The sequence below is a fragment of the Bacillus sp. XF8 genome (assembly GCF_017498755.1).
GTDB lineage: Bacteria > Bacillota > Bacilli > Bacillales > Bacillaceae_G > Bacillus_A > Bacillus_A bingmayongensis.
In genome coordinates, this window is record NZ_JAGDQK010000002.1 from 276,308 (window position 1) to 302,550 (window position 26,243).

The 26,243-nt window shown below is 36.7% G+C and carries 29 protein-coding genes; 28 read left to right on the top strand and 1 reads right to left on the bottom strand.

The features are described from left to right. Positions 1-36: 36 nt before the first annotated feature. The 21 genes from folE (at position 37) to J4P91_RS01975 (ending at position 18,918) form a co-directional block, all read left to right on the top strand. On the top strand, positions 37-606 hold the full coding sequence (folE, locus tag J4P91_RS01875; RefSeq protein WP_017152519.1) for a GTP cyclohydrolase I FolE: 570 nt from the start codon (positions 37-39) through the stop codon (positions 604-606). Between the two features lie 436 nt (positions 607-1,042). Continuing rightward, positions 1,043-1,798, top strand: a complete 756-nt coding sequence (locus J4P91_RS01880; protein ID WP_207992718.1) for a heptaprenyl diphosphate synthase component 1 — start codon at positions 1,043-1,045, stop codon at positions 1,796-1,798. A gap of 30 nt (positions 1,799-1,828) precedes the next feature. After that, positions 1,829-2,542 carry a demethylmenaquinone methyltransferase gene (locus J4P91_RS01885; RefSeq protein ID WP_207992719.1) on the top strand — a complete coding sequence of 238 codons (714 nt, stop codon included), beginning with the start codon at positions 1,829-1,831 and terminating at the stop codon, positions 2,540-2,542. Between the two features lie 31 nt (positions 2,543-2,573). Next, positions 2,574-3,536 carry a heptaprenyl diphosphate synthase component II gene (gene hepT / locus J4P91_RS01890; RefSeq protein ID WP_207992720.1) on the top strand — a complete coding sequence of 321 codons (963 nt, stop codon included), beginning with the start codon at positions 2,574-2,576 and terminating at the stop codon, positions 3,534-3,536. 125 nt (positions 3,537-3,661) lie between these two features. Then, positions 3,662-4,108, top strand: a complete 447-nt coding sequence (gene ndk / locus J4P91_RS01895; protein WP_017152515.1) for a nucleoside-diphosphate kinase — start codon at positions 3,662-3,664, stop codon at positions 4,106-4,108. Between the two features lie 486 nt (positions 4,109-4,594). Further along, on the top strand, positions 4,595-5,767 hold the full coding sequence (aroC, locus tag J4P91_RS01900) for a chorismate synthase (protein WP_207992721.1): 1,173 nt from the start codon (positions 4,595-4,597) through the stop codon (positions 5,765-5,767). After that, the gene (gene aroB, locus J4P91_RS01905; protein WP_207992722.1) at positions 5,767-6,858 is read left to right on the top strand and encodes a 3-dehydroquinate synthase; all 1,092 of its coding nucleotides are present in this window, start codon (positions 5,767-5,769) and stop codon (positions 6,856-6,858) included. Before aroC ends, aroB begins: the two co-directional genes overlap by 1 nt. Beyond that, positions 6,855-7,025: a chorismate mutase gene (locus tag J4P91_RS01910; RefSeq protein ID WP_017152512.1), complete on the top strand. Its 171-nt coding sequence runs from the start codon at positions 6,855-6,857 to the stop codon at positions 7,023-7,025. The genes aroB and J4P91_RS01910 overlap by 4 nt, the downstream gene beginning before the upstream one ends. A gap of 104 nt (positions 7,026-7,129) precedes the next feature. Next, complete coding sequence (hisC, locus tag J4P91_RS01915) at positions 7,130-8,242, top strand: histidinol-phosphate transaminase (RefSeq protein WP_017152511.1); 1,113 nt, start codon at positions 7,130-7,132, stop codon at positions 8,240-8,242. Positions 8,243-8,625: 383 nt separating this feature from the next. Continuing rightward, positions 8,626-9,903, top strand: a complete 1,278-nt coding sequence (gene aroA / locus J4P91_RS01920; RefSeq protein ID WP_207992723.1) for a 3-phosphoshikimate 1-carboxyvinyltransferase — start codon at positions 8,626-8,628, stop codon at positions 9,901-9,903. 122 nt (positions 9,904-10,025) lie between these two features. Further along, positions 10,026-11,288, top strand: a complete 1,263-nt coding sequence (locus J4P91_RS01925; protein ID WP_017152509.1) for a tetratricopeptide repeat protein — start codon at positions 10,026-10,028, stop codon at positions 11,286-11,288. A gap of 73 nt (positions 11,289-11,361) precedes the next feature. Continuing rightward, positions 11,362-11,898, top strand: coding sequence for a ReoY family proteolytic degradation factor (locus J4P91_RS01930; RefSeq protein ID WP_017152508.1), 537 nt, complete (start codon positions 11,362-11,364; stop codon positions 11,896-11,898). Positions 11,899-12,059: 161 nt separating this feature from the next. Continuing rightward, the gene (locus tag J4P91_RS01935) at positions 12,060-12,524 is read left to right on the top strand and encodes a YpiF family protein (protein WP_207992724.1); all 465 of its coding nucleotides are present in this window, start codon (positions 12,060-12,062) and stop codon (positions 12,522-12,524) included. Between the two features lie 139 nt (positions 12,525-12,663). Beyond that, entirely contained in the window at positions 12,664-13,176 is a 513-nt protein-coding gene (locus J4P91_RS01940) for a QcrA and Rieske domain-containing protein (RefSeq protein ID WP_017152506.1), read from the top strand. Next, positions 13,177-13,851, top strand: a complete 675-nt coding sequence (qcrB, locus tag J4P91_RS01945; RefSeq protein WP_000932700.1) for a menaquinol-cytochrome c reductase cytochrome b subunit — start codon at positions 13,177-13,179, stop codon at positions 13,849-13,851. A gap of 53 nt (positions 13,852-13,904) precedes the next feature. Next, positions 13,905-14,672 (top strand): menaquinol-cytochrome c reductase cytochrome b/c subunit, encoded by a 768-nt coding sequence (gene qcrC / locus J4P91_RS01950; RefSeq protein ID WP_017152505.1) that lies wholly within the window; start codon positions 13,905-13,907, stop codon positions 14,670-14,672. Between the two features lie 234 nt (positions 14,673-14,906). Then, entirely contained in the window at positions 14,907-15,497 is a 591-nt protein-coding gene (lhaT, locus tag J4P91_RS01955) for a lipoprotein heptaprenylglyceryl N-acetyltransferase LhaT (protein ID WP_207992725.1), read from the top strand. Positions 15,498-15,524: 27 nt separating this feature from the next. Further along, positions 15,525-16,211 carry a lipoprotein intramolecular transacylase Lit gene (lit, locus tag J4P91_RS01960; RefSeq protein ID WP_207992726.1) on the top strand — a complete coding sequence of 229 codons (687 nt, stop codon included), beginning with the start codon at positions 15,525-15,527 and terminating at the stop codon, positions 16,209-16,211. Between the two features lie 291 nt (positions 16,212-16,502). Continuing rightward, complete coding sequence (gene ypjB, locus J4P91_RS01965) at positions 16,503-17,291, top strand: sporulation protein YpjB (protein ID WP_017152502.1); 789 nt, start codon at positions 16,503-16,505, stop codon at positions 17,289-17,291. 104 nt (positions 17,292-17,395) lie between these two features. Beyond that, the gene (locus tag J4P91_RS01970; RefSeq protein ID WP_017152501.1) at positions 17,396-18,079 is read left to right on the top strand and encodes a zinc metallopeptidase; all 684 of its coding nucleotides are present in this window, start codon (positions 17,396-17,398) and stop codon (positions 18,077-18,079) included. Between the two features lie 185 nt (positions 18,080-18,264). Further along, positions 18,265-18,918 (top strand): uracil-DNA glycosylase, encoded by a 654-nt coding sequence (locus tag J4P91_RS01975; protein WP_207992727.1) that lies wholly within the window; start codon positions 18,265-18,267, stop codon positions 18,916-18,918. A gap of 333 nt (positions 18,919-19,251) precedes the next feature. On the opposite strand, the gene J4P91_RS01980 is transcribed toward J4P91_RS01975, so the two are convergent. Further along, positions 19,252-20,133: a YitT family protein gene (locus J4P91_RS01980; RefSeq protein ID WP_017152499.1), complete on the bottom strand. Its 882-nt coding sequence runs from the start codon at positions 20,131-20,133 to the stop codon at positions 19,252-19,254. Between the two features lie 264 nt (positions 20,134-20,397). Here J4P91_RS01980 and J4P91_RS01985 point away from each other — a divergent pair, with 264 nt between their 5' ends. Genes J4P91_RS01985 through J4P91_RS02015 form a run of 7 tightly spaced genes read left to right on the top strand, consistent with a single transcriptional unit; the run spans position 20,398 to position 25,952 of the window. Further along, a complete protein-coding gene (locus J4P91_RS01985; protein ID WP_051128673.1) occupies positions 20,398-20,739 on the top strand; it encodes a nucleotide pyrophosphohydrolase in 342 nt (113 codons plus the stop codon). Next, the gene (dapB, locus tag J4P91_RS01990) at positions 20,739-21,539 is read left to right on the top strand and encodes a 4-hydroxy-tetrahydrodipicolinate reductase (protein WP_207992728.1); all 801 of its coding nucleotides are present in this window, start codon (positions 20,739-20,741) and stop codon (positions 21,537-21,539) included. Before J4P91_RS01985 ends, dapB begins: the two co-directional genes overlap by 1 nt. Positions 21,540-21,553: 14 nt before the next feature. Beyond that, a complete protein-coding gene (gene mgsA / locus J4P91_RS01995; RefSeq protein WP_017152496.1) occupies positions 21,554-21,949 on the top strand; it encodes a methylglyoxal synthase in 396 nt (131 codons plus the stop codon). Positions 21,950-21,960: 11 nt separating this feature from the next. Beyond that, positions 21,961-22,665, top strand: coding sequence for a bacillithiol biosynthesis deacetylase BshB1 (bshB1, locus tag J4P91_RS02000; protein ID WP_207992729.1), 705 nt, complete (start codon positions 21,961-21,963; stop codon positions 22,663-22,665). Continuing rightward, positions 22,662-23,807 carry an N-acetyl-alpha-D-glucosaminyl L-malate synthase BshA gene (gene bshA / locus J4P91_RS02005; RefSeq protein ID WP_207992730.1) on the top strand — a complete coding sequence of 382 codons (1,146 nt, stop codon included), beginning with the start codon at positions 22,662-22,664 and terminating at the stop codon, positions 23,805-23,807. Before bshB1 ends, bshA begins: the two co-directional genes overlap by 4 nt. Beyond that, positions 23,794-24,987, top strand: a complete 1,194-nt coding sequence (locus tag J4P91_RS02010; protein ID WP_207992731.1) for a CCA tRNA nucleotidyltransferase — start codon at positions 23,794-23,796, stop codon at positions 24,985-24,987. The genes bshA and J4P91_RS02010 overlap by 14 nt, the downstream gene beginning before the upstream one ends. After that, the gene (locus J4P91_RS02015) at positions 24,972-25,952 is read left to right on the top strand and encodes a biotin--[acetyl-CoA-carboxylase] ligase (RefSeq protein ID WP_017152492.1); all 981 of its coding nucleotides are present in this window, start codon (positions 24,972-24,974) and stop codon (positions 25,950-25,952) included. The genes J4P91_RS02010 and J4P91_RS02015 overlap by 16 nt, the downstream gene beginning before the upstream one ends. Positions 25,953-26,243 lie beyond the last annotated feature (291 nt).

Below are 26,243 nucleotides of genomic sequence, written 5' to 3' on the forward strand. Positions count from 1 at the left end.
TCGTATCACTTTTAGGTTTTTCGGGAGGGCTTGCGGATGGCAAAAGTTAACTTAGAACAAATTGAACAGGCGGTGCGCCTCATTTTAGAAGCGATTGGGGATGATCCTAATCGTGAGGGAGTACTAGATACACCAAAACGTGTTGCAAAGATGTATGCAGAAGTATTTTCAGGTATGCACGAAGATCCGAAGGAACATTTGCATAAAGTGTTTGGAGAAGATCACGAAGAACTTGTATTAGTGAAAGATATCCCGTTTTATTCGATGTGTGAGCATCACCTTGTTCCTTTTTATGGAGTTGCTCATGTTGCGTATATTCCACGTGGTGGAAAAGTAACGGGTTTAAGTAAATTAGCTCGTACTGTAGATACAATTGCACGTCGTCCACAACTTCAAGAACGTATTACTTCAACAGTAGCTGATTCTATTATGGAAGTACTAGAACCACATGGTGTGATGGTAGTTGTTGAAGCAGAGCATATGTGTATGACGATGCGCGGCGTGAAAAAGCCTGGTGCAAAAACGGTAACTACAGCAGTGCGCGGTGTACTAGAAAATGATGCAGCGGCACGTAGCGAAATCTTGTCTTTTATTAAGGCAAAGTAAAGGAAAGCGGGAAACTGCTTTTCTTTTTTATTTATATCATTTTAATAAGAGTTTCTTTTTGATTCTGGCTATTTATCCTGCATTAACGGGGAGTAAGACCCCCACCTCAAGATTCAGAGAGAAACGAGAAAGATAGGTGGGGGATAACTGCCCGTAAAAGCCCGATTGGTGCGGGCTAATAATCAGTGGGGGATGGAGAACCCCCCACTGATTAAAGTTTCACTTTATGAAGGGGTAGATATAGTCTTTAAAAAGTTACATATATTTTTCTGGCTGTTCATAAACTTATAGGTGAGTGAATTTTTGTTTTTTATGCGTATTGTATGAATAGAAATCTAAATTGTAGTTTGTTTTGATTCCCCAAGTTTTGGTTATAGAAAATAGAGTGTATGTGTTATAATAGGTTTTATGAATTAGAAAACAAGGGTGATTTTTTGTGTGTGACATCTACAGAGGGTATGCGGATATAAAGGAGCAGTTGCTAGCAAAACTGCGCCATCCTTATTTTATAAACTATATTGAAGAACCATTTATTGATGAAGAAAAAGTAGTACTTTTATATGCTGCTTTAAAAAGTGCAAATTTACATAAAGAACAAATTGATCACTATGTGGTAACGATTATGCTTGTGCAAATTGCTCTTGATACACATGAAAAGGTGTCAAACAAAGCAGATAAAGAAACGAGCGGATTTCATAAGCGCCGTCAGCTTACAGTCCTTGCAGGTGACTATTATAGTGGTTTGTATTATTATTTACTTTCAATGAATAGTGATATTGTACTGATTCGTGCACTGGCTGAAGGTATTAAAGAAATTAATGAACATAAAATTATGTTGTATCAGAAGGCGTATACAAAAGTTGATGAAGTAATAGAAAGCGTTATGACAATTGAATCGGCACTTCTGCAAAAAACATGTGATCATTTTCATTTATCATATTGGAAGCCGTTTATAGCGTATGCATTAGGGAGTAATCGTCTTCAAAAAGAGTATCAATTGCATGCTGAAAGACAAAATGCACCTGTTTTTCAAGCGGTTCAAGCAACTCTATCAAATGATGATGACAGAAACGTGGAAACCGTCTTTAAAGAGTGGTTGGAAGAAATGAACAAACAAGAACAAACATTTCTACAAAGTCATAAAGAAGTGGGCGATGTAGTTTCTACTTTAAAAGGTAAATTGAAAACATAAGCAATTTTATATTGGAAGAAGGGTAAGAGCATGCAGCAATCAAAAGAAGAAAGAGTACATGATGTATTTGAGAAAATTTCTGATAAATACGATGTAATGAATTCGGTTATAAGTTTTCAAAGACATAAAGCATGGCGGAAAGAAACGATGCGAATTATGGATGTACAGCCTGGAAGTAAGGCGTTAGATGTGTGTTGTGGAACTGCTGATTGGACAATTGCACTTGCTGATGCTGTTGGAACAACTGGAAAAGTATATGGATTAGACTTTAGTGAAAATATGCTATCTGTCGGGAAAGAAAAAGTAAAAGCTTTAGGGTTAAATCATGTAGAACTTATGCATGGGAATGCGATGGAACTTCCATTTGAAGATAATACATTCGATTATGTAACAATCGGTTTTGGGTTGCGTAATGTCCCAGATTATATGCACGTGTTAAAAGAAATGGCGCGTGTAGTCAAACCAGGTGGAAAAGTGATTTGTTTAGAAACATCTCAACCAACGATGATTGGTTTTCGCCAGATGTATATTTTATATTTTAAATACATCATGCCGTTATTTGGAAAAATGTTTGCGAAAAGTTATAAGGAATATTCATGGCTTCAAGAGTCTGCTAGCACATTCCCTGGGATGAAAGAATTAGCAAAAATGTTTGAATCGGCAGGGCTTGAACATGTGCAAGTGAAACCATTTACCTTTGGTGTAGCAGCTATGCACTTAGGATTTAAACCAAAATCAAAATAGAAAAAGACGTTTTTAGGTTAAGGTGAACAATATGAAGTTACAACTTATGTACTCTTTTTTACGATCGGATATTAATGTAATAGAAAAGGAATTAAAAAAGACTGTTGCTTCTGAGCAACGACTAATAGAAGATGCGGCACTACAGCTTATCGAAGCTGGTGGTAAACGAATTCGTCCTGTTTTTGTGCTCCTTGCGGGGAAGTTTGGAGACTACAAGTTAGATGCAATTAAACATGTTGCCGTTGCGTTAGAGCTCATTCATATGGCTTCTCTTGTGCATGATGATGTAATTGATGCAGCACTCCTGCGACGTAGTAGTGCAACTGTAAATGCAAAATGGGGAGATCGTATCGCAATGTATACGGGAGATTATTTGTTTGCAAAGTCTCTTGAGTGCATTACGAATTTAGAAGTTCCTGAAGCTCACCAGGCATTGTCGTATACAATTTTGGAAGTATGTAAAGGTGAAATCGAACAAATTAAGGATAAGTATGACTATAATCAAAATTTAAGAACGTATTTACGACGAATTAAGAGAAAAACAGCATTGTTGATTGCGGCTAGTTGTCAGTTAGGAGCCATTGCTTCTGGTGCAAGCCGTGATACTGTAAATCGTTTGTTTTGGTATGGTTATTTTGTTGGCATGTCTTATCAAATTATTGATGATATTTTAGATTTCGTTTCAACAGAAGAAAAATTAGGAAAACCTGCTGGTGGAGATTTATTGCAAGGAAACGTCACACTTCCAGCTTTGTATGCAATGGAAGATCCAAAGCTTCGTGAAAAAATTGTATCTGTTCATGAAAATACAACTGCAAGTGAGATGAAAGAAATTATTCACGACATTAAGACAAGTCCAGCAATCGATCAGGCATTTGCATTTAGTGAACGTTATTTACATAAAGCATTAGAGGTGATAAAACCTTTACCACGTGGACAGGCAAAATATGCGTTGCAAAATGTTGCAAAGTATATTGGAAAACGAAAATTTTAATGATTTTCTTTTACAAATAAAATAATCTCTCTATTTCAAAACTATTGCACAATTGTGATAAGGGTGTTAATATGTGTGTGGGGATATACAATTACATACATAATTCAGAAGTGGAGAGATTTTTTATGGAAAAAACATTTCTAATGGTAAAACCAGACGGCGTACAACGTGCCTTCATTGGGGAAATTGTAGCTCGTTTTGAGAAAAAGGGCTTTCAATTAGTTGGTGCGAAATTAATGCAAGTTACTCCAGAAATTGCAGGAAAACATTACGCTGAGCACACAGAAAAACCTTTCTTTGGTGAATTAGTAGATTTCATTACATCTGGTCCTGTTTTTGCAATGGTATGGCAAGGTGAAGGTGTAGTAAATACTGCTCGTAATATGATGGGTAACACAAGACCTCATGAAGCGGCACCAGGTACAATTCGTGGCGATTTTGGTGTAACAGTTGCGAAAAATATTATCCATGGTTCTGATTCTCTAGAAAGTGCAGAACGTGAGATTGGTATTTTCTTTAAAGAAGAAGAATTGGTAGACTACTCAAAATTAATGAATCAATGGATTTACTAATTATTTTAAAATAATTTGTAAACGCTTTAATAACTGTGGTAATAGTGAAAAGTGCAAGGAGAGTGTGAATACTCTTCTTGCACTTTTTTAGTTTCAAATAGTTACGAAGTAAGGCTCGGTATGATATATTGATACATAAAGTGAAACTTCTATACAAGTATATAAATTGAAAAAAATGATAAAAAACCTTTCTTTTTAGGAGGGAGAGAGCATCCGCCTATGCATAGAAGCGGTCAGATCCTTTTTCCACCCCATGTCAAGTGAAAACAAAGGGATAAAACGAGTGGGGATCTCCTTTTGGTTTCATAGTCGCGACTTATATGCTGGCAAATCACCATAGATTTATATACAGACAAATTGAAAAAAACGATAGAAAACCTTTCTTTTTAGGAGGGGGATAGAATCCGTTCATGCATAGAAGCGGTCAGAGCCTCTTATCTCCCAATAATGCGAGATAAAATAATTATAAGAAAAGGGGAATAACCGATGCGATATATTACAGCTGGTGAATCTCATGGTCCGCAGCTTACGACAATTTTGGAAGGTATTCCAGCAGGGTTATCTTTAGTAGCAGATGATGTAAATGAAGAATTAGCAAGAAGACAGAAAGGTTACGGGCGTGGCAGACGCATGCAAATTGAAAAAGATCAAGCACAAATTGTCAGTGGTGTCAGACATGGACGGACGCTTGGTTCCCCAATTGCGCTCGTTGTTGAAAATAAAGATTTTGCCCATTGGACAAAGATTATGGGAGTAGATCCGCTAACTGAACAAGAAGCAAAAGAAATGAAAAGACAAATTACAAGACCGAGACCTGGTCATGCTGATTTAAATGGTGCAATTAAATACGGACACCGTGACATGAGAAATGTACTTGAGCGTTCTTCAGCACGTGAGACAACGGTTCGAGTTGCAGCAGGCGCTGTTGCGAAAAAACTTTTAGCAGAGTTAGGTGTAAAGGTTGCAGGGCATGTAATTGAAATTGGTGGTGTGAAGGCAGAAAAGCTTACATATGATTCAATAGAACGACTACAAGAAATTACAGAAGCATCTCCTGTTCGTTGTTTAGATGAAGAGGCAGGCAAAAAAATGATGCAGGCAATTGATGATGCAAAAACAAGTGGGGATTCTATTGGTGGCATTGTAGAAGTAATTGTAGAAGGAATGCCAGTTGGGGTAGGAAGTTATGTTCATTATGATCGAAAACTTGACGCGAAATTAGCAGCCGCAGTAATGAGCATTAATGCTTTTAAAGGTGTGGAAATTGGTATTGGATTTGAAGCAGCGCATAAGCCAGGGAGTCAAGTGCATGATGAAATTCTTTGGGATAAAGAAGATGGATATACAAGAAGAACAAATCATGCGGGTGGATTAGAAGGTGGTATGACAACAGGTATGCCGGTTGTCGTTCGAGGTGTCATGAAGCCCATTCCAACTCTGTATAAACCCCTTCAAAGCGTTGATATTGATACGAAAGAAGCTTTTTCAGCGAGCATTGAACGTTCTGATAGTTGTGCTGTACCGGCAGCTAGCGTTGTGGCAGAAGCAGTTGTTGCATGGGAATTGGCAGTAGCTCTAGTAGAACAATTTGGAGCGGATCGTATGGATTGTATTCGTGAAAATATTAAGAAACATAATGAATATGCGAGGGAGTTTTAATGGAGAAAATACATATTCAGACGCAGTCTAAAGAGTATGATGTATATGTAGGGAAAGATGTGTTGTCACATTTGACAACGCTTGTTCGAAATATGAAACCAGCTGTTTCTAATGTAATGATCATTTCTGATGAATCTGTCGCATCATTTCATTTAAAAGAAGTTATGGATGCGTTGCAAGTAGAAAAACATGTTTTTTCATTTGTTGTTCCAAGTGGAGAGAAAGAAAAATCATTTGAAAATTTTTATGCGGCTCATACGTCAGCGCTTGAAAACGGGATGGATCGACATTCTTTAGTTGTTGCACTTGGAGGAGGAATGATTGGTGATTTAGCTGGTTTTGTTGCGGCGACATTTATGCGTGGTATTCGCTTTATTCAAGTTCCAACAACGTTACTGGCACATGATAGCGCAGTTGGTGGGAAAGTTGCCATTAATCATCCATTAGGAAAAAATATGATTGGAGCGTTTCATCAGCCAGAAGCGGTGCTGTATCATACACCATTTTTAAATTCGTTACCGGAAAAAGAATGGCGTTCAGGATTTGCTGAAGCAATTAAACATGCTCTGATTGGTAATGTGGAATTATATCATTGGTTAAAGCGTGAAGTGAAGACATTAGAAGATATAAGAGATGAAAAGTTAATCTATATTCTAAAGAGAGCGATTCCTGTAAAAGCGAATATTGTAGCGCAAGATGAAACGGAAAAAGGTGTACGTGCTCACTTGAACTTTGGACATACATTAGGACATGCTCTTGAAAAAGAGATGGGGTATGGAAAAGTTACACATGGTGACGGAGTAGCGATTGGTATGTTATTCGCTATATTTTTAAGTGAACAAATTTATAAGGTAGACCTCGGGTTTAAAGAAATTAAGCGCTGGTTTTCTCAGTATGGTTATCCGCATATGCCAAAGAATCTAAATATAGAACGCCTTGTACAAGTGATGAAGCAAGATAAAAAGGCGAACGCAGGAATAATTCGTATGGTACTTATGCAGGAATATGGGGTAGTAAATGTCGTATCTATTTCAGATAAGACTGTTCATACTGCATTAGAAGCATTTCAAAGAGAGGGAGAATCCATTTGATTCGCGCAATTCGCGGCGCGATTACAGTCGAACATAATGAAGTTGAGGAGATATTTGCTGCGACAGAGCGTTTAGTGAAAAGAATAGCAAATGATAATGGAATTTATCCCACTGATATTGTATCGGTGTTAACTTCTACGACAGCTGACATAAATGTATTCGTGTAATGATGACAGTCATGGAAAAAAATACATCATGAAGTAGAGCATGTATATTTAGAAAAGGCGATTGTACTGCGGCCTGATCTAGTAAAATGACAGGGGGAATCAAAATGAGAGTAAAAGAGCAATTGTTAACTTTGAAAGCATATGTACCTGGCAAAAACATTGAAGAAGTAAAAAGAGAATATGGATTATCTAAAATTGTAAAATTAGCATCTAATGAAAACCCGTTTGGCTGTTCAAAACGTGTAAAGGAAGCTTTAGCTTCCTTAAGTACGCAATATGCTTTATATCCAGATGGAGCAGCTTTTGAACTTCGTGAAAAAGTAGCTGCGCACCTTCATGTGAAACCAGAACAACTTTTATTTGGTAGTGGTTTAGATGAAGTAATTCAAATGATTAGTCGCGCCTTATTACAAAAAGGTACAAATGTTGTGATGGCAAATCCAACATTTTCACAATACCACCACCATGCTGTGATTGAAGGAGCAGAGGTTCGTGAAGTGCCGCTTAAGGATGGTATTCATGACTTGGATGCAATGCTTGAGAAAATTGATGAGAAAACGCAAATCGTATGGATTTGTAATCCGAATAATCCAACAGGAACATATGTAGAAAAGCAAAAATTACTTTCATTTTTAGAGGCGGTTCCAAAGTCAACACTCGTAATTATGGATGAAGCATATTATGAATATGCGGGGGCGAAAGATTACCCACAAACATTGCCACTTCTTGAAGAGTATGAAAATCTCATGGTGTTACGTACATTTTCAAAATCATATGGTTTAGCCGCTTTTCGTATTGGTTATGCTGTAGGGAATGAAAAACTCATACAGCAATTAGAAGTAGCGAGACTACCATTTAATACGTCGACTGTTGCACAAGTTGTAGCGTCAGTTGCAATAGAAGATCAAGAGTTTTTACATGAGTGTGTGAAGAAAAATGCCGAAGGGTTAAATCAATATTATACGTTCTGTGAGGAGTACGATGTTTTTTATTATCCATCACAAACAAATTTCATCTTCTTAAAGCTTGGGATTCCTGGAAATGAAGCATTTGAAAGATTAATGCGAAAAGGGTATATTGTTCGTTCAGGTGCTGCGTTTGGCTTGCCGGATGGTATTCGTATTACGGTTGGTTTAAAAGAAGAGAATGATGAGATTATTGAATTGCTTACGGAACTTGTGAAAGAGCAGAACAAGAAAGAAGAAACGTATTCTTGAGAAAAGCAGCGGCTCCTATTATAGGAGTCGTTTTCTTTTAGATTATAAAAGTTTCGAACGAGAAAACCCATCGCCTTTAGCCGTGGGAGAAGTTAAACATATTTGCACGATGAAGAAAGAAAGCAGTACAATAAAAGATATATACATACAAATTGAAAAAACGACATAAAACCTAAACTTTAGGTGGGAGAAATCATCGGCCAAGTAGAGAAGCGGTCAGCTCCTCTACTTGCCCCATGTTAAGTGAAAATAAAGAGAGAAAACGAGCGTAGATCATCTTTTGTTCTTCGTAGCAGCGACTTATATGTTAGAAAATCAAAATGGATATATAGATGATATAGGGATACGAAAGTATATATTATTTTTAATAGAGGTGATAAAAAATGAGGAGACTCATAAGGCGGAAAAATGGTTTGAATGGAAGAATTGCTGTGCCTGGAGATAAATCTATTTCACACCGTGCCGTGATGTTTGGAGCGATAGCAGAAGGAACAACAAAAATATCAAATTTTTTATTAGGAGAAGACTGTTTAAGTACGATTGCTTGCTTTCAAAAATTAGGAGTGATGATTGAACAAGATGGTACCGATGTCATTGTATATGGAAAAGGGTTAGCTGGATTAAAGGAACCGAAAGAGGTACTAGATGTAGGGAATTCAGGAACCACCATTCGTCTCATGCTCGGTATTTTAGCAAATACTCCTTTTCATTGTACTGTAATTGGCGATGCATCGATTGGAAAGCGTCCAATGAAGCGTGTCACAGTCCCTCTGCGTGAAATGAATGCGAAAATTGATGGAAGGGAAGATGGACAGTATACGCCTTTATCAATTCGTGGAGGAAATATAAAAGGTGTACACTATCATTCTCCTATAGCAAGTGCTCAAGTAAAATCGGCTATTTTACTTGCAGGTTTGCAAGGAGAAGGGGTAACGGCAGTAACTGAACCGCTACAATCACGTGATCATACTGAGCGAATGCTACGTGCATTTGGTTGCGAAGTGAATAAAGAAGGGCAAACGGTTTCTTTAAAAGGTGGTCAATCGCTTGTGGGAAGGGGAATAGAGGTACCGGGAGATATTTCTTCAGCAGCCTTTTTTCTAGTAGCGGGTGTAATTGTACCAAATAGTAAACTTATATTGGAAAATGTTGGTTTAAACCCAACGAGAACAGGGATTTTAGATGTGTTATCAGAAATGGGAGCACTTATTTCAATTCGTAATATCCGGAATGAAGAGTTTGAACCATGTGGAGATATTACAATTGAAACTTCTGAACTGAAAGGAATTGAAATTGGCGGTTCACTGATTCCAAGATTAATTGATGAAATTCCTATTATTGCTTTACTAGCAACACAGGCGATAGGAACAACAATTATTAAAGATGCAGAGGAGTTAAAAGTAAAAGAAACGAATCGTATCGATACAGTTGTTGATGAGCTTCGAAAATTGGGAGTGGAAATTGAAGCGACTCCAGATGGTATGATCATTAATGGAAATCAGAAGTTGCAAGGGAGTATTGTTAATAGTCATGGAGACCATCGCATTGGCATGATGCTTGCAATTGCGTCTTGTATAGCAGAAGGGGAAGTGCAAATTGAAAATGGTGATGCAGTCGCTGTATCCTATCCGAATTTTTTTGAGCAGTTAGAATCTCTGTGAAGCAAAAGAATCTTTTCAGTTTGGGAAGGTTCTTTTCTTCAGCCTTTTAGTTGCTTACATGACGACTGTTGTTTATGATTAATGAACAGAAGAGAATATTATAAGAGTTAAAGGAGACATTTATGCAAAAGTTTGAACAAGCTGTTTCTTACATTGAAAACGGCGAAGCAGAAAAAGGATTAGAACAATTAAAAGAATTGGTAAAACAAGGGACAGACGAAGAGAAATATGATATTGCTCGTTACTACCATACGCTTGGATTTATTGATGAAGCGCTAGAGATTACAGAAGATTTACGTTTGTTATATCCCGAAGAAAGTGAATTTACAATATTTTTAGCAGAATTATATATTGATTTAGATAAAGAAGATGAGGCAATCGAAGTACTCCATGATATTCCTGAAGATGATGAACTGTATGTTCAATCTCTATTACTTGTTGCGGATCTATTTCAAATGCAGGGCTTCGATGATGTTGCAGAACAAAAATTATTAAAAGCAAAAGAAATGATGCCAGAAGAGCCTGTTATTACTTTTGGACTAGCAGAACTTTATAGCAGTAAAGGGGAAGAGCGAAAAGCGATTGCCTATTATCAGTCATTACTTTCTGATCACAAAGTAATGGGAGGTGTTGTGATTGCCCTTCGCCTAGCAGAAACGTTAAGTGCAATTGGAAACTGGGAAGAAGCAATTACTTACTATGAAGAAGGGTTAGAAGAACAGAAAGATATTCATTCTTTATTTGGCTATGCATTTACACTTTATCAAGGTGAAGAGTATCAAAGATCAATTGGGGCTTGGCAAGAATTAAAAGAATTAGACCCAGAATATGCATCATTATATATGTATTTAGCTAAATGCTATGAAAAAGAGGGAATGCTTCAAGAAAGCTATGAAACACTTCATGAAGGAATTAAAATTGATGAGTTATCTGTGCCTCTTTATGTAGAACTTGCAAACATTGCAGCGAAGATAGGAAAATTAGCAGAAGCGGAAGAGTTGCTTCAAAAAGCATTACAGCTTGATCCAGGACATTTAGGTGCGATATTAAAATATGCATATATCTTAAAAGAACAAGAAAAATATGAAGAACTAATTGCTGTTGTAGAAAATGCAATGGATAGTGGAGAGCAAGATACACAATTGCTTTGGGATCTGGCATTTGCGAAAAAACAATTAGAAATGTATTCTGATGCATTAAAACACTATGAGAGTGCATATACTTCTTTTAAGAATCATCCGGATTTCTTGGAAGAGTACGGTTATTTTCTATTAGAAGAAGGTTTACGAAAAGAAGCGAAAGAAGTATTTACACGCTTACTACAACTGGACCCGACACAAATTCACATCGAAGAATTGCTATATAATTTAGAGGATTTTTCATAAGTTGGAAGGAAAGTGAATGCTGCTTCTTGAATTTAAATAAGAAAAGAGAAAGACAGAGGAGGGACTAAGCGCTATGAATACCCCTGTTTCTGTAAACGAGAAGAAGGATTTTGTAAAATGGTTTTTAAACAATTATCAACTGAAACAGCGTGAATGTGTATGGATTTTAAATTATTTAATGAGTCATGATCAATTAATGCACAAAGTCCACTTCGTAGAACATGCAAAATATTGCCCTCGTGGCTTAGTGATGTCAGCAAATTGTGTAAAAGATACACCGTTTCACTTCTTTAAACAAAATGTGATGACGACGGATGCAGAAAAATCGTTTCATGACATTCGTTTAAATCGGGATGAGGATATTTATATTCAACTTAATTTTAAATCATCGTTTCAAAATGCAAATTATGTAGCGGTATTAGAAGAAAATCCGTATTTACCAAAGCATATTGAAGTAAATGAAAAAGATCGTTTACTTGCAGAACGATTTTTAGAAGAGAGTGTATTTTCATTTCGAAGGGATCGACTGTTAAAGCAAATTGATGAGGCGCTGGACAATCAGGATAAGGAAGCTTTTTGTAAGTTAACAGAGGAATTGAAAAGATTGTAAGGAATATTCATTTTATTTAATTTTGACAAATTTCCGACTATTTAAAGAAAAACTACCTATATTAGGTAGTTTTTCTTTTTTTACCTGTTTTAGTATGGTTTAATAGATATAAAGTGAAAGTTCTGTCATTTAGAATGGAATACCAGGTAAAGGAGGGAATTATGGTGAAATGGGTTGTAAAAGATGCGGAGCAATTTGAACAGGCTAGAGAGTATGTGGATACTGGTATTATACCCCTTCTTTCTATTTCCGTAGCAAAAGAAATGAAGAGTATTGTAGCACAAGGGGAATTTATTGAAACTTTAAGTATGGAGTTAGAAAGAGAATATAAAGGAAGGGTGTTTCTACTACCTCCGTTTACTTATTTAGCTGAACAACAAAAGGGGGAGCAAGGGCGTTTGCAAGATTGGACAAGCCACTTGCAAGAGCAAGGGTTGAAACATATTGCTTATGTTACAAGTGATTTCGCATGGAAAGAGGGTGTGGATACGTTACCAGGTCATTTATTTTGGTTACCCGCTTTATCGTTAGAGGAATTTAGCGATCAAGCAAAAAGAGAAGTGATTCATGCGCATGTAAAAAATATAATGATGTCATTAACAGAAAAATGGGAAAATAAAAAATAAGCAGATAGTTCTTATGATTATGAGTAGTATGATATTGACCTGCGCATGTGGGTATTATATCATGATAGTGTCCTAGTTTTTATTTTTTTATACTGTTTTGTCACGAGGGGACAATTTCTGATAGAGGGGGGAAATTTTCGTGAGCGAGAAAGAACATCGTGTGTCAAGAAGACAATTTTTAAACTACACGCTTACAGGTGTAGGAGGTTTTATGGCAGCTGGAGTTTTAATGCCAATGACGCGCTTTGCACTTGATCCAGTTTTAAAGAAAGAAGCAGGGGGAGATATGGTTGCTGTTGCACAAGTAAAAGATGTTACACAGGAACCGAAACGCTTTGACTTTAAAGTGAAGCAAGTCGACGGTTGGTATAAGTCAGAAGAGCCAAAATCAGCGTGGGTATATAAAAATGAAAGCGGCGACATTATAGCCTTATCTCCAGTGTGCAAGCACTTAGGGTGTACAGTAAACTGGAATTCGGACAAGGCTCATCCAAATCAATTCTTTTGCCCTTGTCATGCGGGACGTTATACGAAGGATGGTACGAATGTAAAGGGAACTCCGCCGCTTGCTCCACTTGATGTGTACGAATCTAAAGTGAAGGATGGAACGCTTTATTTAGGAAAAGCAAAGCCAAGAGGGGGTGCGAAATAGATGTTAAATAAAATTTATGATTGGGTGGACGAACGGTTAGATATTACACCGATATGGAGAGATATTGCCGACCATGAAGTACCCGAACATGTAAACCCAGCGCATCATTTTTCTGCATTCGTCTACTGCTTTGGAGGACTTACGTTTTTTGTTACTGTCATTCAAATTTTGTCAGGAATGTTTTTAACAATGTATTATGTACCCGATATTAAAAACGCTTGGGAATCGGTTTATTATTTACAAAATGAAGTTGCGTATGGACAAATTGTTCGTGGCATGCATCATTGGGGTGCTAGTCTTGTAATTGTAATGATGTTTTTACATACACTTAGGGTTTTCTTCCAAGGTGCATATAAGAAACCTCGTGAATTAAACTGGATTGTTGGTGTTCTTATTTTCTTTGTTATGCTAGGTCTTGGTTTTACCGGATATTTATTACCATGGGATATGAAAGCATTATTTGCAACAAAAGTAGGGATTCAAATCGCGGAACAAACGCCGCTTATCGGCCCTTATATTAAAACATTACTTGCTGGTCACTCCGAAATTGTCGGGGCTCAAACATTAACTCGCTTCTTTGCTATTCACGTCTTCTTCTTACCAGCAGCACTTCTAGGCTTAATGGCCTTCCACTTCATCATGATTCGCAAACAAGGTATTTCTGGTCCGCTATAAGAGATTGCTAATTTGAAAGAATAGGAGAAAAACTGAATTGAAGGAGGGAGATTATGCATCGAGGCAAAGGGATGAAGTTTGTGGGAGATTCACGAGTACCTGTAGCACGTAAACCGAATATCCCGAAAGATTATTCTGAATACCCAGGGAAAACAGAAGCGTTTTGGCCGAACTTCTTATTAAAAGAATGGATGGTTGGTGCGGTTTTTTTAATCGGTTATTTATGTTTAACGGTGGCGCACCCGTCACCACTTGAGAGAATGGCGGATCCTACAGATGCAGGATATATACCACTTCCAGACTGGTATTTCTTATTTCTGTATCAGCTTTTAAAGTACTCATATGCATCAGGCTCATTTACTGTAATCGGCGCGTTTATTATGCCTGGGATTGCATTTGGAGCATTGTTATTGGCTCCATTTCTCGATCGAGGTCCTGAAAGGCGTCCATTGAAACGTCCAGTTGCAACTGGATTTATGCTTTTAGCAATTGCGTCTATCATCTTTTTAACATGGGAATCTGTGGCACATCATGACTGGGAAGCCGCTAAAAAACAAGGGGCAATCGTAAAAACGACACCGGTTGATAAAAATGATGAAGGTTATAAATTGATGGAAAAAAGTACATGTTTAACATGTCATGGTGATAACTTACAAGGTGGTGCAGCAGCACCAGCGTTGCAAAACTTAACGTTAAAACCAGAGGAAATTGCAAAGATTGCGAAAGATGGAAAAGGTGCAATGCCTAAAGGGATATTTAAAGGTACGGATGAAGAACTAAAAAAACTTTCAGAGTTCATTGCGAAATATAATAAAAAATAAGAGAGAGCTGACTGCAATTTTGTAGTCAGCTTTTCTATTTGGAAGAAGAAGTTTGTTATAATATATAAATACATTTTGATTTTTCAACATATAATTGGCTGCTACGAAGAACAAAAGGTGATCTGCATTCGTTTTTTCTCTCCCACCTAGAAAGAAAGGTTTTATATTCGTTTTTTAATTTGTATGTTGATGTAATAAAGAATGACTATATTTGAAAGGTGTTGTACATATAGATTGGCTTATTTGTATGCGTTATTAAGACAGCGTTCAGTTTTATTATTTTTGCTCATCATTAACATTTTAGGAACAATATATGGTTTTATTTGGTATGGAGAGCAACTGATGGAAACTTCAGTGATATTCTGGCCATTTGTTCCTGATAGTCCTATTGCAAGTTTCTTTTTTGTTTTTGTATTACTGGCCTTTTTGCGCAATAAAAATTGGGGGCTAATAGAAACTTTAGCAATCGTTTCCTTAATGAAATACGGTATTTGGGCTGTTGTTGTAAATGGAATTATGTTTATGGTTAAGGGCGATCTTGGATTTATTAGTTATATGTTGGTGTTTTCTCATTTTGCAATGGCAGCACAAGGTTTATTGTATGCCCCGTTTTACCGTATAAAAAAGTGGCATTTTATTGTAGCGGCTATATGGACGTTACATAATGATGTAATCGACTATTTGTTTTGGCAAATGCCGAGATATGGTATTATGCATTTGTTTGTAGAACAGATTGGTTACTTTACATTTTGGTTAAGTATAGCTGTACTAGCTATTACGTATTATTATTGTTTGAGCAAGAATCGAAAGCAGTTTTCGTTATAAAATTAAATGAAGAATTGGGGAAAGTAAATGAATGAAAATAAGATTGGTGTAAGAGTCTTGGATCGCTTGATCACTGTTATTGTCTCATACTGTATAGCATTTTCTATTTTTGCTATTGCAACTACAATTGTTGTATATGGAAAATGGCTATACTATGCAGATATACATTTTTTAAATATACCAGATTTAGCGAATATGACAGAGTCAGAAATTAAGAAGAACTATGATGTACTAATTACATACCTTTCTCCTTTTTATCATGGATCATTACAATTTCCTTCATTGGATATGTCAACAAACGGAAGAATTCATTTTGTTGATGTGAAAAATATTTTAGTGAACATTCAATACGGAATGTGTATAGTGCTTGGGATTGCTTTATTGGGCGGGTGGTATTTATTACGTAAACGAAAGGTGAAGTTTTTATTACATGGTGCAATTTTGACCATTATATTCCCGATTGTGCTTACTTTACCAATTGTAATTGATTTTGAAAAGAGTTTTGTTCTATTTCATAAACTTCTTTTTAGCAATGATTATTGGCAATTTGATAGCGAAAAAGACCCTGTTATTCTCATGTTACCAGAACAATTTTTCATGCATGCAGCATGTGCAATTTTGTTATTCATTTTATGTGGTAGTGCGGTTTGTTATTTTATATATCGCTATTTACGAAAAAAGAGAAGAGCTTCCACGAACAATCTTAGTTCATAAAGAGAAACTTTAATTAGTGGGGAGTCTTCATCTGAACTAATTATGAGCCTTCGCCAATCGGGATAAAGTGAAACTTCCATCAGTGGGGACTTCATTCCCCGCTGATGGTTAGTTGAACGAATCGGGCTTTTACGGGCAGTTATCCCCTATCTATTTTCCGCGTTGCTCTCTGAACCTTGAGGCGGGGTCTTACTGCCCGTTAATGCGGGATAAAATATTTTTCAGCTTCGTTCTGTTCTATTCTTGTCCACCTTAACATATTTTGTACTAGTAGTTATAGGGGGGACCGGAATGAAGAGAGTCTTAATTGGAATGATAGCATTTCTAATTATATTGTTTCCAGTACGTATATATGCTGAAAAATGGAATGAGTTAACGGGGCTATTAGATGATTCATTGCAACTTGTAAAACAAGAAGAATATGAGAAAGCAACGCAAGTATTACAGCATTTCTCAGAGCAATTTGTATTACGGGAGAATGAAAAAGAGAATAAACTAGCACCTATGCATTTTCGGGTAATTTCTTTAGCATATGATAGGGCACAGCAATCACTTGGGGAAGAAAGTGTAGATCGGCAAATAAAAATAGATGATGTATTGGCATTACAACTGGTGGTAGATGCGGAGGTGTCTAAGTATCAACCGCTTTGGGTAGAACGAGAAGGTCGTGTTATGGGGGCTTTTGCTAAAGTTGAAAAGGCACTTCAAATAGAAGATGATGAAAGCTTCCAACAATCGTTAAATACATTTTTACATGAATTTGATGTGATTTATCCAAGTTTAATGATTGCATTGCCAGAAAGTCAATCACAGCGTGTAAATGCTCATTTATCGTATTTAGATGAATTTCGTAATGTTATGTTAAAAAATAAAAGTGGGCAAACGCAATTAAGTATTATAAAAGGAGATTTACAAAAAATATTTCAAACAGCAAAGAAAGATGAAGTGGACTCTTCCCTCATATGGTTTATGACAATTACAGGTGGGCTCATTTTGTTCACATTAACATACGTCGGTTGGAGAAAATATAAGGGAGAGAAAGCAAAACGTACTAGCGGGATACATTCTAAAAATCGATAAGTTTCCTAATACAGACAAGGATTGTAAGGTTTCTTTATTGACAATATATAAAGAAGAAAATAGAATGTATAGTACTACGATTAAGACTTCAATGGAGGTTCATGATGGCTTTTTATTTAGTATATTTCGCGATCATTATGATCATACCGTTGTATGCACAGTCAAAAGTACGCAGTGCTTATAGTAAGTATTCACAAGTGTATTCAACATCGGGTATGACAGGAGCGGAAGTAGCTCGGAAAATTTTAGATGAAAATGGCTTATATAACGTAGCTGTAGAAGAAACGCCAGGGCATTTGTCAGATCACTATGATCCAACAGCAAAAACGGTTCGCTTGTCAACTGATAACTATTATGGTCATTCAGTTGCTGGAACAGCTGTAGCAGCTCATGAAGTAGGGCATGCGATTCAGGATGCGAAAGATTATAAATTTATGCGCGTTCGTCATTCATTAGTGCCTGTTGCAAACTTCGGATCGAATATGTCATGGGTGTTTATTATGATTGGTATATTTGCAACGATGTCAAAATTGTTGTTATTAGGAATTGTTTTAATGGCAGCGGGAGTACTTTTTCAACTCGTTACATTACCGGTTGAGTTTGATGCTTCAAAACGCGCGATGCAGCAAATTGAAGCACTTGGAATTGTATCGACAGATGAATATGGGCAAGCTCGTAAAGTATTGAATGCAGCGGCTTTAACATATGTTGCAGCTGCAGCCGTAGCAGTATTTGAATTGCTTCGTCTTGTATTAGTTTACACAGGCATGCAGCGTAGCGATGACTAAAGACTATCGATTCTGATAGTCTTTTTTGCTTATAAAAATACGAACTCGTGCTCTTTTTGAAATAAATAATATGTCTTTTTGTTTTGGAATCTATTTAGGATTGTAAATGAGGAAAGAGAGCGTAATGAATTTTAGGGAGAAAGTTATAATAAAAAGTATAGGTAAAGTGACTATGAGTGAAGGTGATGAAAATGCAATATCCAGATTCATTAGTGAAGCATGTGAAAGAGCGTAGTGCTAACTATGCATTAGAGGGTTTTTTATGTGGGCAAGGTCCCGAAAAACCGAAACTGATGCTTGTTGGAGAAGCACCTGGAGAAACTGAAATTCATAATGGAATTCCGTTTAGCGGGAGAGCAGGGAAGCAGTTGATGGGGTTTTTAGAACGTATCGGTCTTACAAGAGAAGAAGTATATATTACGAGCGCTGTCCGTAGCCGGCCTTATAAATGGAGAGAGAAAACAGAGCGGAGCGGACAAGTTGTTCAGAAGAAATATAACCGAACACCAAACCAAGGAGAAATACTTGTGCATGCTCCTCTGCTAGATTATGAACTGGAACAGATTCAGACACCGGTTATTGTAACTCTTGGAAACATCGCATTAAAACGTTTGACAGGAAATGATAAAAAAATTACGGATGTTCACGGCCAATTATTACAGCAATCGGTGCGGAAATTGAAAAATAATCAAAGTACAGATTTTATATGGACTGAGAAAGTGTATAATATTTTTCCAACATTTCATCCGGCTTCTATTTTTTATAATAGAAGTTTGTTGGATTTGATTCATGAGGATTTAGAACAGTTGAGGAAGTACATATATATAAACCAAAATTAAAATACGATATAAAGTGAAACTTTAATCAGTGGGGACTCCATTCTCCGCTGATTATTAACCCTCAACATTCGGGATAAATCTTTTCTTTTTAGGCGAGAGAGAACATCTGGTCATGCATAGAAGCGGTCAAATCCTCTTCCTGTCTCATGCATGCTAAGTTAAAATAGATAGAGAAAACGAGTGCAAGTTACTTTTTGTTCTTCGGAGCAGCGAATTATATGTCGAAAAATCAAAATAGATTTATGTAGTAGGCCTCTTTCTGGAATTATGTAAAAAACTAGAAAAGGTTATCAGGTACAATCGCTTTTCTAGTTTTGTGCAGTTAATACTTTTTTAATTATGCAACGGATTCTTATTCTCATCTAACGTGAATCCTTCACCAACGACATCATGTACATCACTCACTGCAACAAATGCATGGGGATCTACAGAAGTAATAATGTTTTTTAGTTTTACGATTTCATTTTTTGCCACAACACAATAAAGCACATTTCGTTCAATCTTTGTATAGGAACCAACTGCTTTTAAAAAAGTAGCTCCGCGCTCCATTTCGGATAAAATTTTGGCTGCAATTTCGTCATTTTTGTCAGAAATAATGGTTGCGCCTTTTGCTGCATATGCTCCCTCTTGCATAAAGTCAATTACTTTTGCGCCAATAAAGACAGCAACTAACGTATACATGCCTTCGCGATACGATAAGTATGTAAGAATTGAAACGACAATGACAACAGCATCAAACATAAACATTGTTTTTCCCATACTCCAGCCAATATACTTATGTGCTAATCGTGCGATAATATCGACACCACCAGTTGTCCCCCCATACTTGAATATAATTCCGAGCCCAATTCCAATAAATGCTCCGGCGAACAACGCTGCTAATGTCATATCATTTTGTAAGTTCAAATGTAGATTTAGTGATTCGTAACGCTGGAAAATCCATAGAAATAAGGAGACGCTAAAAGTTCCAATTAATGTATATAGGAAAGTTGTTCGACCAAGTAATTTCCAGCCGACGAAAAAGAGAGGGATGTTTAAAATCAAGTTTGTATAAGAAGGATCGAGTGAAAATAGAAAATATAATAATAGCGTAATGCCTGTAAATCCGCCTTCTGCCAAGTGGTTTTCAATATTAATATTAACGATTCCAAAAGAGAAGATAGCGGAACCAATCAAAATAAATATAATGTTTTGAATCTTTAAGTTGATTTTCATGTAGCAAGCCTCCTAATATGTAATTGTTACTTCGCTCCGTTGAAATGGCTCATGAGGAAGAAACACAATAAGAATAGTAAGTCACTTGTATGGTTGTAATTGGTGAGAAGTAACCTTTTACAGGAAGAACGTTTGCAAAAGAAAGTTTCACTTTATTATAGTCTATCCAAAAAAACGTGGCAAATAGGGATGAAAGTGGAATAATATTTGTCAAATCGCGATGAATTGGCTAACATGAAAGAGGAAGGATTAGAGGTGAACAACATGGAACAAAAAACGATGAAAGATATGCAGAAAGAAGTAGATGCATATATTAGTCAATTTAAAGAAGGTTATTTCAGTCCACTTGCAATGATGGCTCGTTTAACAGAAGAGATGGGTGAACTTGCAAGGGAAGTGAATCACTACTATGGTGAGAAGCCGAAGAAAACGACTGAAAAAGAACGAACAATTGAAGAAGAACTTGGAGATGTATTATTTGTTATGATTTGCATGGCAAATAGCTTACATATTGATTTAGAAACAGCACATAACATTGTGATGAATAAATTTAATACACGTGATAAAGATCGCTGGACACGTATTGACGAGGGAGAGAAAAAATAATGAAAAATATTAAAGTAATTATTGCAGGGCCAAGAGGACGTATGGGGCACGAGGCAGTCCTTCTTATGGAAAGAACACCACATTTTCAATTAGTAGCAGCAGTTGATTATAAGCATGGTGGTGAAAAAATTTCCAATCTTCCTGGAATGCCTGCATTAGATGCTCCAATCTATGCGGATTTACATACTTGTTTAAATGAAGTAGATGCGGATGTATTGTTAGATTTAACGACACCAGAAATCGGAAAAAAACATGTTACACTTGCTGTTGAACATGGTCTTCGTTCTGTTATTGGTACGACAGGGTTTACAGAAGAAGAACTTCAGCATTTAACAGACACTGCGAAAAATAAACAGGTAGGTACCATTATTGCTCCAAACTTTGCAATTGGTGCAGTACTTATGATGAAGTTTTCTCAAATGGCAGCGAAATATTTCCAAGATGTTGAAGTGATCGAATTACATCACGATCAAAAATTAGATGCACCATCAGGTACAGCTGTAAAAACAGTAGATTTAATTCGTCAAAACCGTGAACCAAAACAACAAGGCCATCCGAACGAAACGGAACAATTAAAAGGAGCACGTGGTGCAAATGTAGATGGTATTCATATTCATAGTGTGCGTTTACCAGGGCTTATCGCACATCAAGAAGTATTGTTTGGCGGAGATGGACAAATGTTAACAGTTCGTCATGACTCATTCAATCGAGCTTCATTTATGTCTGGAGTAAAATTATCTATCGAAACAGTAATGAATCTTGATCATCTTGTATACGGTTTAGAGAATATCATTGACTAAGGGAGAGACAACGGATGAAAATTGCCTTAATCGCACATGACAAAAAGAAAGATGATATGGTTTCGTTTGCATACGCATATAAACCAATTTTTGAACAACATGAACTTTTTGCAACGGGAACAACAGGGCTTCGTATTATGGAAGCGACAGGTTTAGCGGTTACAAGATATCAATCTGGTCCTCTTGGTGGTGACCAAGAGATTGGTGCAATGATTGCAAAAAATGATTTAGACATGGTAATTTTCTTCCGGGATCCGTTAACAGCACAACCGCATGAACCAGATGTAAATGCATTGCTTCGTTTATGTGATGTGTATGCGATTCCGCTTGCAACGAACATGGCAAGTGCTGAAATGTTAATGCATGCATTAAATCGGGGAGATTTAGACTACCGAAAGTTAAGAAAATGAGGGGAACAATTATGAGCGGATTACATATATTAGCGTTTGGTGCTCATGCCGATGATGTTGAAATCGGCATGGCAGGCACCATCGTAAAATATACGAAACAAGGATATAAAGTTAGCATTTGTGATTTGACAGAAGCTGATTTATCTTCAAACGGAACGGTGGAATTAAGAAAAGAAGAAGCGCAGGAAGCTGCTCGTATTATGGGAGTTGAAAAGCGAATTAATTTAGCAATGCCGGACCGTGGTTTGTATATGAAAGAAGAATATATACGTGAAATCGTAAAGATTATTCGTACATATAAGCCAACGCTAATTTTTGCACCATATTATGAAGATCGTCACCCAGATCATGCGAATTGTGCAAAACTTGTGGAAGAAGCTATATTTTCAGCGGGTGTTCGTAAATATATGCCAGAAATTCCGCCGCATCGTGTACAATCTTTTTATTATTATATGATTAATGGTTTTCATAAACCGAATTTCTGTATAGATATTAGTGAACAGCTTTCTGAAAAGGTGGCAGCACTAGAAGCGTATGAAAGTCAGTTTACAACTGGAAGTGATGGCGTGAAGACACCTTTAACGGAAGGGTATGTTGAAACGGTAATCGCTCGTGAGAAAATGTTTGGAAAAGAAGTTGGGGTTACGTATGCCGAAGGATTTATGAGTAAGAAGCCAGTTTTATTACATGCTGATTTAATAGGAGGATGTAAATGAAATTGAAAATAGGTATTACATGTTATCCTTCTGTGGGTGGTTCTGGAGTTGTGGGAACGGAACTTGGAAAGCAACTAGCTGAACGAGGTCATGAAATCCACTTTATTACATCGGGCGTTCCATTCCGATTAAATAAAGTATATCCAAACATTTATTTTCATGAAGTAACAGTAAATCAATATTCTGTCTTTCAATATCCACCTTACGATTTAGCATTAGCAAGTAAAATGGCAGAGGTGGCACAGAGAGAAAACCTTGATATTTTACATGTGCATTATGCAATACCGCATGCAATTTGTGCATATTTAGCGAAACAAATGATTGGAGACAATATTAAGATAGTTACAACGTTACATGGAACGGACATTACTGTACTTGGATCAGATCCTTCTCTAAATAATTTAATACGATTTGGTATTGAACAATCAGATGTTGTTACGGCTGTATCTCATTCGTTAATTCAAGAAACGAATGAACTTGTAAAGCCAAATAAAGAAATTCAGACAGTATATAATTTTATCGATGAGCGTGTCTATTTTAAGAGAGATATGTCACAACTAAAGAAAGAATATGGCATACGTGAAAATGAAAAAATACTGATTCATATTTCGAACTTCCGCAAGGTCAAGCGTGTACAGGATGTTGTCCAGGCATTTTCTAAAATTGTAAAGGAAGTTGATGCGAAATTACTACTTGTTGGTGATGGGCCAGAGTTCTGTACAATTTTACAACTGGTGAAGGGTTTACATATTGAAGAACATGTTTTGTTTTTAGGAAAACAGGATAATGTTGCAGAGCTTCTTGCCATGAGTGATTTAATGTTGCTTTTATCAGAAAAAGAAAGCTTTGGTCTTGTTTTACTAGAAGCAATGGCTTGTGGTGTGCCATGCATTGGAACACGGGTTGGGGGCATTCCAGAGGTTATTAAGCATGGTGAAACAGGCTATATATGCGAAGTCGGTGATACGCTAGGGATAGCAAAACAAGCGATACAACTGCTTAAGAATGAAGAGATTCATCGAAATATGGCAGAGCAAGCGATGGAAGCTGTATATGAGCAATTTCGTTCAGAAAAAATCGTTTCGCAATATGAGGCGATTTATTATGACATACTAAGGGATGACAAAAATGAAACGATTTAAACAAGCTGGAGCAATTATTGAGACGTTAAAACAACATGGGCATGAGGCATATTTTGTTGGCGGAAGTGTGCGTGATTTCATTATTAAGAGACCAATTGGTGATATTGATATTGCAACATCAGCTCTTCCAGAAGAGGTGATGCATTTATTCCCAAGACATGTCCCTGTTGGTCTTGAACACGGTACGGTTATTGTTGTCCAAGAAGGCGTTCCATATGAAGTGACAACATTTCGAACAGAGAGTGATTATGAAGATTTTCGCAGACCAAGTAGTGTTCAGTTTGTTCGTTCATTAGAGGAAGATTTAAAACGACGAGATTTTACTATGAATGCGATTGCGATGAATGAAGAAGGAGAAATCATTGATTTATTTGCGGGGCAAGAGGCAATTCGTAAACAAGAAATTGCAACAGTTGGGAATGCCGCGGATCGCTTTCAAGAAGATGCATTACGTATGATGCGTGGTATTCGCTTTGTTAGCACATTAGGATTTTCTTTAGAGGAAAAAACGAAGTGTGCGATAGGAAAATATGGACATTTACTAGAACATATAGCGATTGAAAGAATTACAGTTGAGTTTGAAAAGCTGTTAACAGGTACATATTGTGTAAAGGGGCTTCAAAAGTTAGTAGAGACGAAACTATTTACGCACTTACCATATTTACAAATGTCGGAAGAGAGAATTTTAAAAGCTGCGCAATATAACTGGGATTATTTTGAAACGGATATCGAGGCATGGGCATTTTTCCTATATTGTATCGGAGAAGAACATCCATCAGTTTTCTTACGCCAATGGAAATTTTCAAATAAAAAAATAAAAGATATTGTCGCTGTTATATTAGCAATTCGTTCTAGAAAAACAAAGTCATGGGATGCAGTTTTTCTATATAAAGCAGGTATTCAAGTTGCCCTAATGGCAGAAAGAGTATATCAAACAATTATAGAGAATTATAATATGTCTTCAGTAGATCAAGTGCAGACGTTATTTCACTCATTACCCATTCAGAATCGTCAAGAAATGAATGTAAGCGGTAATGATTTATTAAGTTGGACAGAAAAAACGCCAGGACCGTGGGTGGCAGAAGTGTTGCAAAGGATTGAAGAAGAAATTTTACAAGAACAATTAGAAAATGAGAAAGAGAAAATAAGGGAGTGGCTACAGGGATGCAATCTACTATAAGAAAACAATTATTACAAGTTTTTTCTGAAGCAGATGGCGAATTTGTATCTGGTCAAATAATTAGTGATAAGCTCGGCTGTTCAAGAACAGCCGTCTGGAAGCATATGGAAGACCTGCGGAGTGAAGGATACGAACTTGAAGCTGTGCGTCGCCTAGGGTACCGGATTGCGAGTAAGCCAGATAAAGTAACGGCGAATGAAATTCAGTTAGGCTTACAAACAGAATTTATAGGAAGAACTGTGTATTTTGAGGAATCTGTTGAATCTACGCAGCATATTGCGGCAAAACTTGCGTATGAAGGGGCAGCTGAAGGAACAATTGTAGTTGCAGAAGAACAAACAGCGGGGCGCGGGCGTTTAAGTAGAAAATGGCATTCGCCAAAAGGGACAGGAATTTGGATGAGTATTATTTTACGTCCATCTATTCCAGTTCATCATGCACCTCAGCTTACATTATTAGCAGCTGTTAGTGTAGCGCAAGCAATTGAGAAATGTACAGGTGTAAACGTTGGAATTAAATGGCCCAATGATATTTTAATTGAGGGGAAAAAGGCTGTTGGTATTTTAACGGAGATGCAGGCTGATCCTGATAAAATTAACGCTGTTATTATGGGAATTGGAATTAACGCTAACCAAGGACAAGAACATTTTGCGGATGAGATTAAACAAATTGCTACATCTTTAGCAATTGAATCAGGAAAACCAATTGTTCGAGCGGAGCTTATGCAACAGATCTTTTTACAAATGGAAAAGCTATATCAAGAATATGTAAAGAATGGCTTTTCAGTTATTAAGCTTTTATGGGAAAGTTATGCGATAAGTATCGGGAAAGAAATTACAGCTCGAACGATGAAAGATACGATTACAGGTATAGCAAAAGGAATTACAGCAGATGGTGTACTTATGTTAGAAGACCATAAAGGCCAGATTCATCATATTCATTCTGCTGATATAGAAATTAAGTAAAGGGAAGTTCCTATTTGGGAGCTTCTTTTTATTTGTACATTGGATGATAGCTAGAATAGAAATATTGATATTACAGAGTTATATTCGTTGCTATATTTAAAATTTCACATACTGTAATGGGATAGAAAATTATTTTTTCAAAAAAATGTAGCAATTTTATTTCTTAGTTTGCTATAATTAGTTCGAATATGGGCAGTATCAGAGCGAACTGCACCATCATTTCAAGCAATGAAGAAAAATAATTTGGATTCTGCCTTGATCCAACAACGGACTGGGACAGAGGGATGAATT

Excerpts from the sequence above, each read along its gene's own strand:
- qcrC (WP_017152505.1), top strand. The coding sequence starts at position 13,905 with ATGCATCGAGGCAAAGGGATGAAGTTTGTGGGAGATTCACGAGTACCT.
- ypjB (WP_017152502.1), top strand. The coding sequence starts at position 16,503 with ATGAAGAGAGTCTTAATTGGAATGATAGCATTTCTAATTATATTGTTT.
- J4P91_RS01970 (WP_017152501.1), top strand. The coding sequence starts at position 17,396 with ATGGCTTTTTATTTAGTATATTTCGCGATCATTATGATCATACCGTTG.
- mgsA (WP_017152496.1), top strand. The coding sequence starts at position 21,554 with ATGAAAATTGCCTTAATCGCACATGACAAAAAGAAAGATGATATGGTT.
- J4P91_RS01935 (WP_207992724.1), top strand. The coding sequence starts at position 12,060 with ATGGTGAAATGGGTTGTAAAAGATGCGGAGCAATTTGAACAGGCTAGA.
- J4P91_RS02010 (WP_207992731.1), top strand. The coding sequence starts at position 23,794 with ATGAAACGATTTAAACAAGCTGGAGCAATTATTGAGACGTTAAAACAA.
- aroA (WP_207992723.1), top strand. The coding sequence starts at position 8,626 with ATGAGGAGACTCATAAGGCGGAAAAATGGTTTGAATGGAAGAATTGCT.
- bshA (WP_207992730.1), top strand. The coding sequence starts at position 22,662 with ATGAAATTGAAAATAGGTATTACATGTTATCCTTCTGTGGGTGGTTCT.
- bshB1 (WP_207992729.1), top strand. The coding sequence starts at position 21,961 with ATGAGCGGATTACATATATTAGCGTTTGGTGCTCATGCCGATGATGTT.
- J4P91_RS01975 (WP_207992727.1), top strand. The coding sequence starts at position 18,265 with ATGAAAATGCAATATCCAGATTCATTAGTGAAGCATGTGAAAGAGCGT.
- J4P91_RS01925 (WP_017152509.1), top strand. The coding sequence starts at position 10,026 with ATGCAAAAGTTTGAACAAGCTGTTTCTTACATTGAAAACGGCGAAGCA.
- aroB (WP_207992722.1), top strand. The coding sequence starts at position 5,767 with ATGGAGAAAATACATATTCAGACGCAGTCTAAAGAGTATGATGTATAT.
- aroC (WP_207992721.1), top strand. The coding sequence starts at position 4,595 with ATGCGATATATTACAGCTGGTGAATCTCATGGTCCGCAGCTTACGACA.
- J4P91_RS01985 (WP_051128673.1), top strand. The coding sequence starts at position 20,398 with ATGGAACAAAAAACGATGAAAGATATGCAGAAAGAAGTAGATGCATAT.
- J4P91_RS01980 (WP_017152499.1), bottom strand. The coding sequence starts at position 20,133 with ATGAAAATCAACTTAAAGATTCAAAACATTATATTTATTTTGATTGGT.
- J4P91_RS01885 (WP_207992719.1), top strand. The coding sequence starts at position 1,829 with ATGCAGCAATCAAAAGAAGAAAGAGTACATGATGTATTTGAGAAAATT.
- lit (WP_207992726.1), top strand. The coding sequence starts at position 15,525 with ATGAATGAAAATAAGATTGGTGTAAGAGTCTTGGATCGCTTGATCACT.
- hisC (WP_017152511.1), top strand. The coding sequence starts at position 7,130 with ATGAGAGTAAAAGAGCAATTGTTAACTTTGAAAGCATATGTACCTGGC.
- hepT (WP_207992720.1), top strand. The coding sequence starts at position 2,574 with ATGAAGTTACAACTTATGTACTCTTTTTTACGATCGGATATTAATGTA.
- J4P91_RS01930 (WP_017152508.1), top strand. The coding sequence starts at position 11,362 with ATGAATACCCCTGTTTCTGTAAACGAGAAGAAGGATTTTGTAAAATGG.
- folE (WP_017152519.1), top strand. The coding sequence starts at position 37 with ATGGCAAAAGTTAACTTAGAACAAATTGAACAGGCGGTGCGCCTCATT.
- qcrB (WP_000932700.1), top strand. The coding sequence starts at position 13,177 with ATGTTAAATAAAATTTATGATTGGGTGGACGAACGGTTAGATATTACA.
- dapB (WP_207992728.1), top strand. The coding sequence starts at position 20,739 with ATGAAAAATATTAAAGTAATTATTGCAGGGCCAAGAGGACGTATGGGG.
- ndk (WP_017152515.1), top strand. The coding sequence starts at position 3,662 with ATGGAAAAAACATTTCTAATGGTAAAACCAGACGGCGTACAACGTGCC.
- J4P91_RS02015 (WP_017152492.1), top strand. The coding sequence starts at position 24,972 with ATGCAATCTACTATAAGAAAACAATTATTACAAGTTTTTTCTGAAGCA.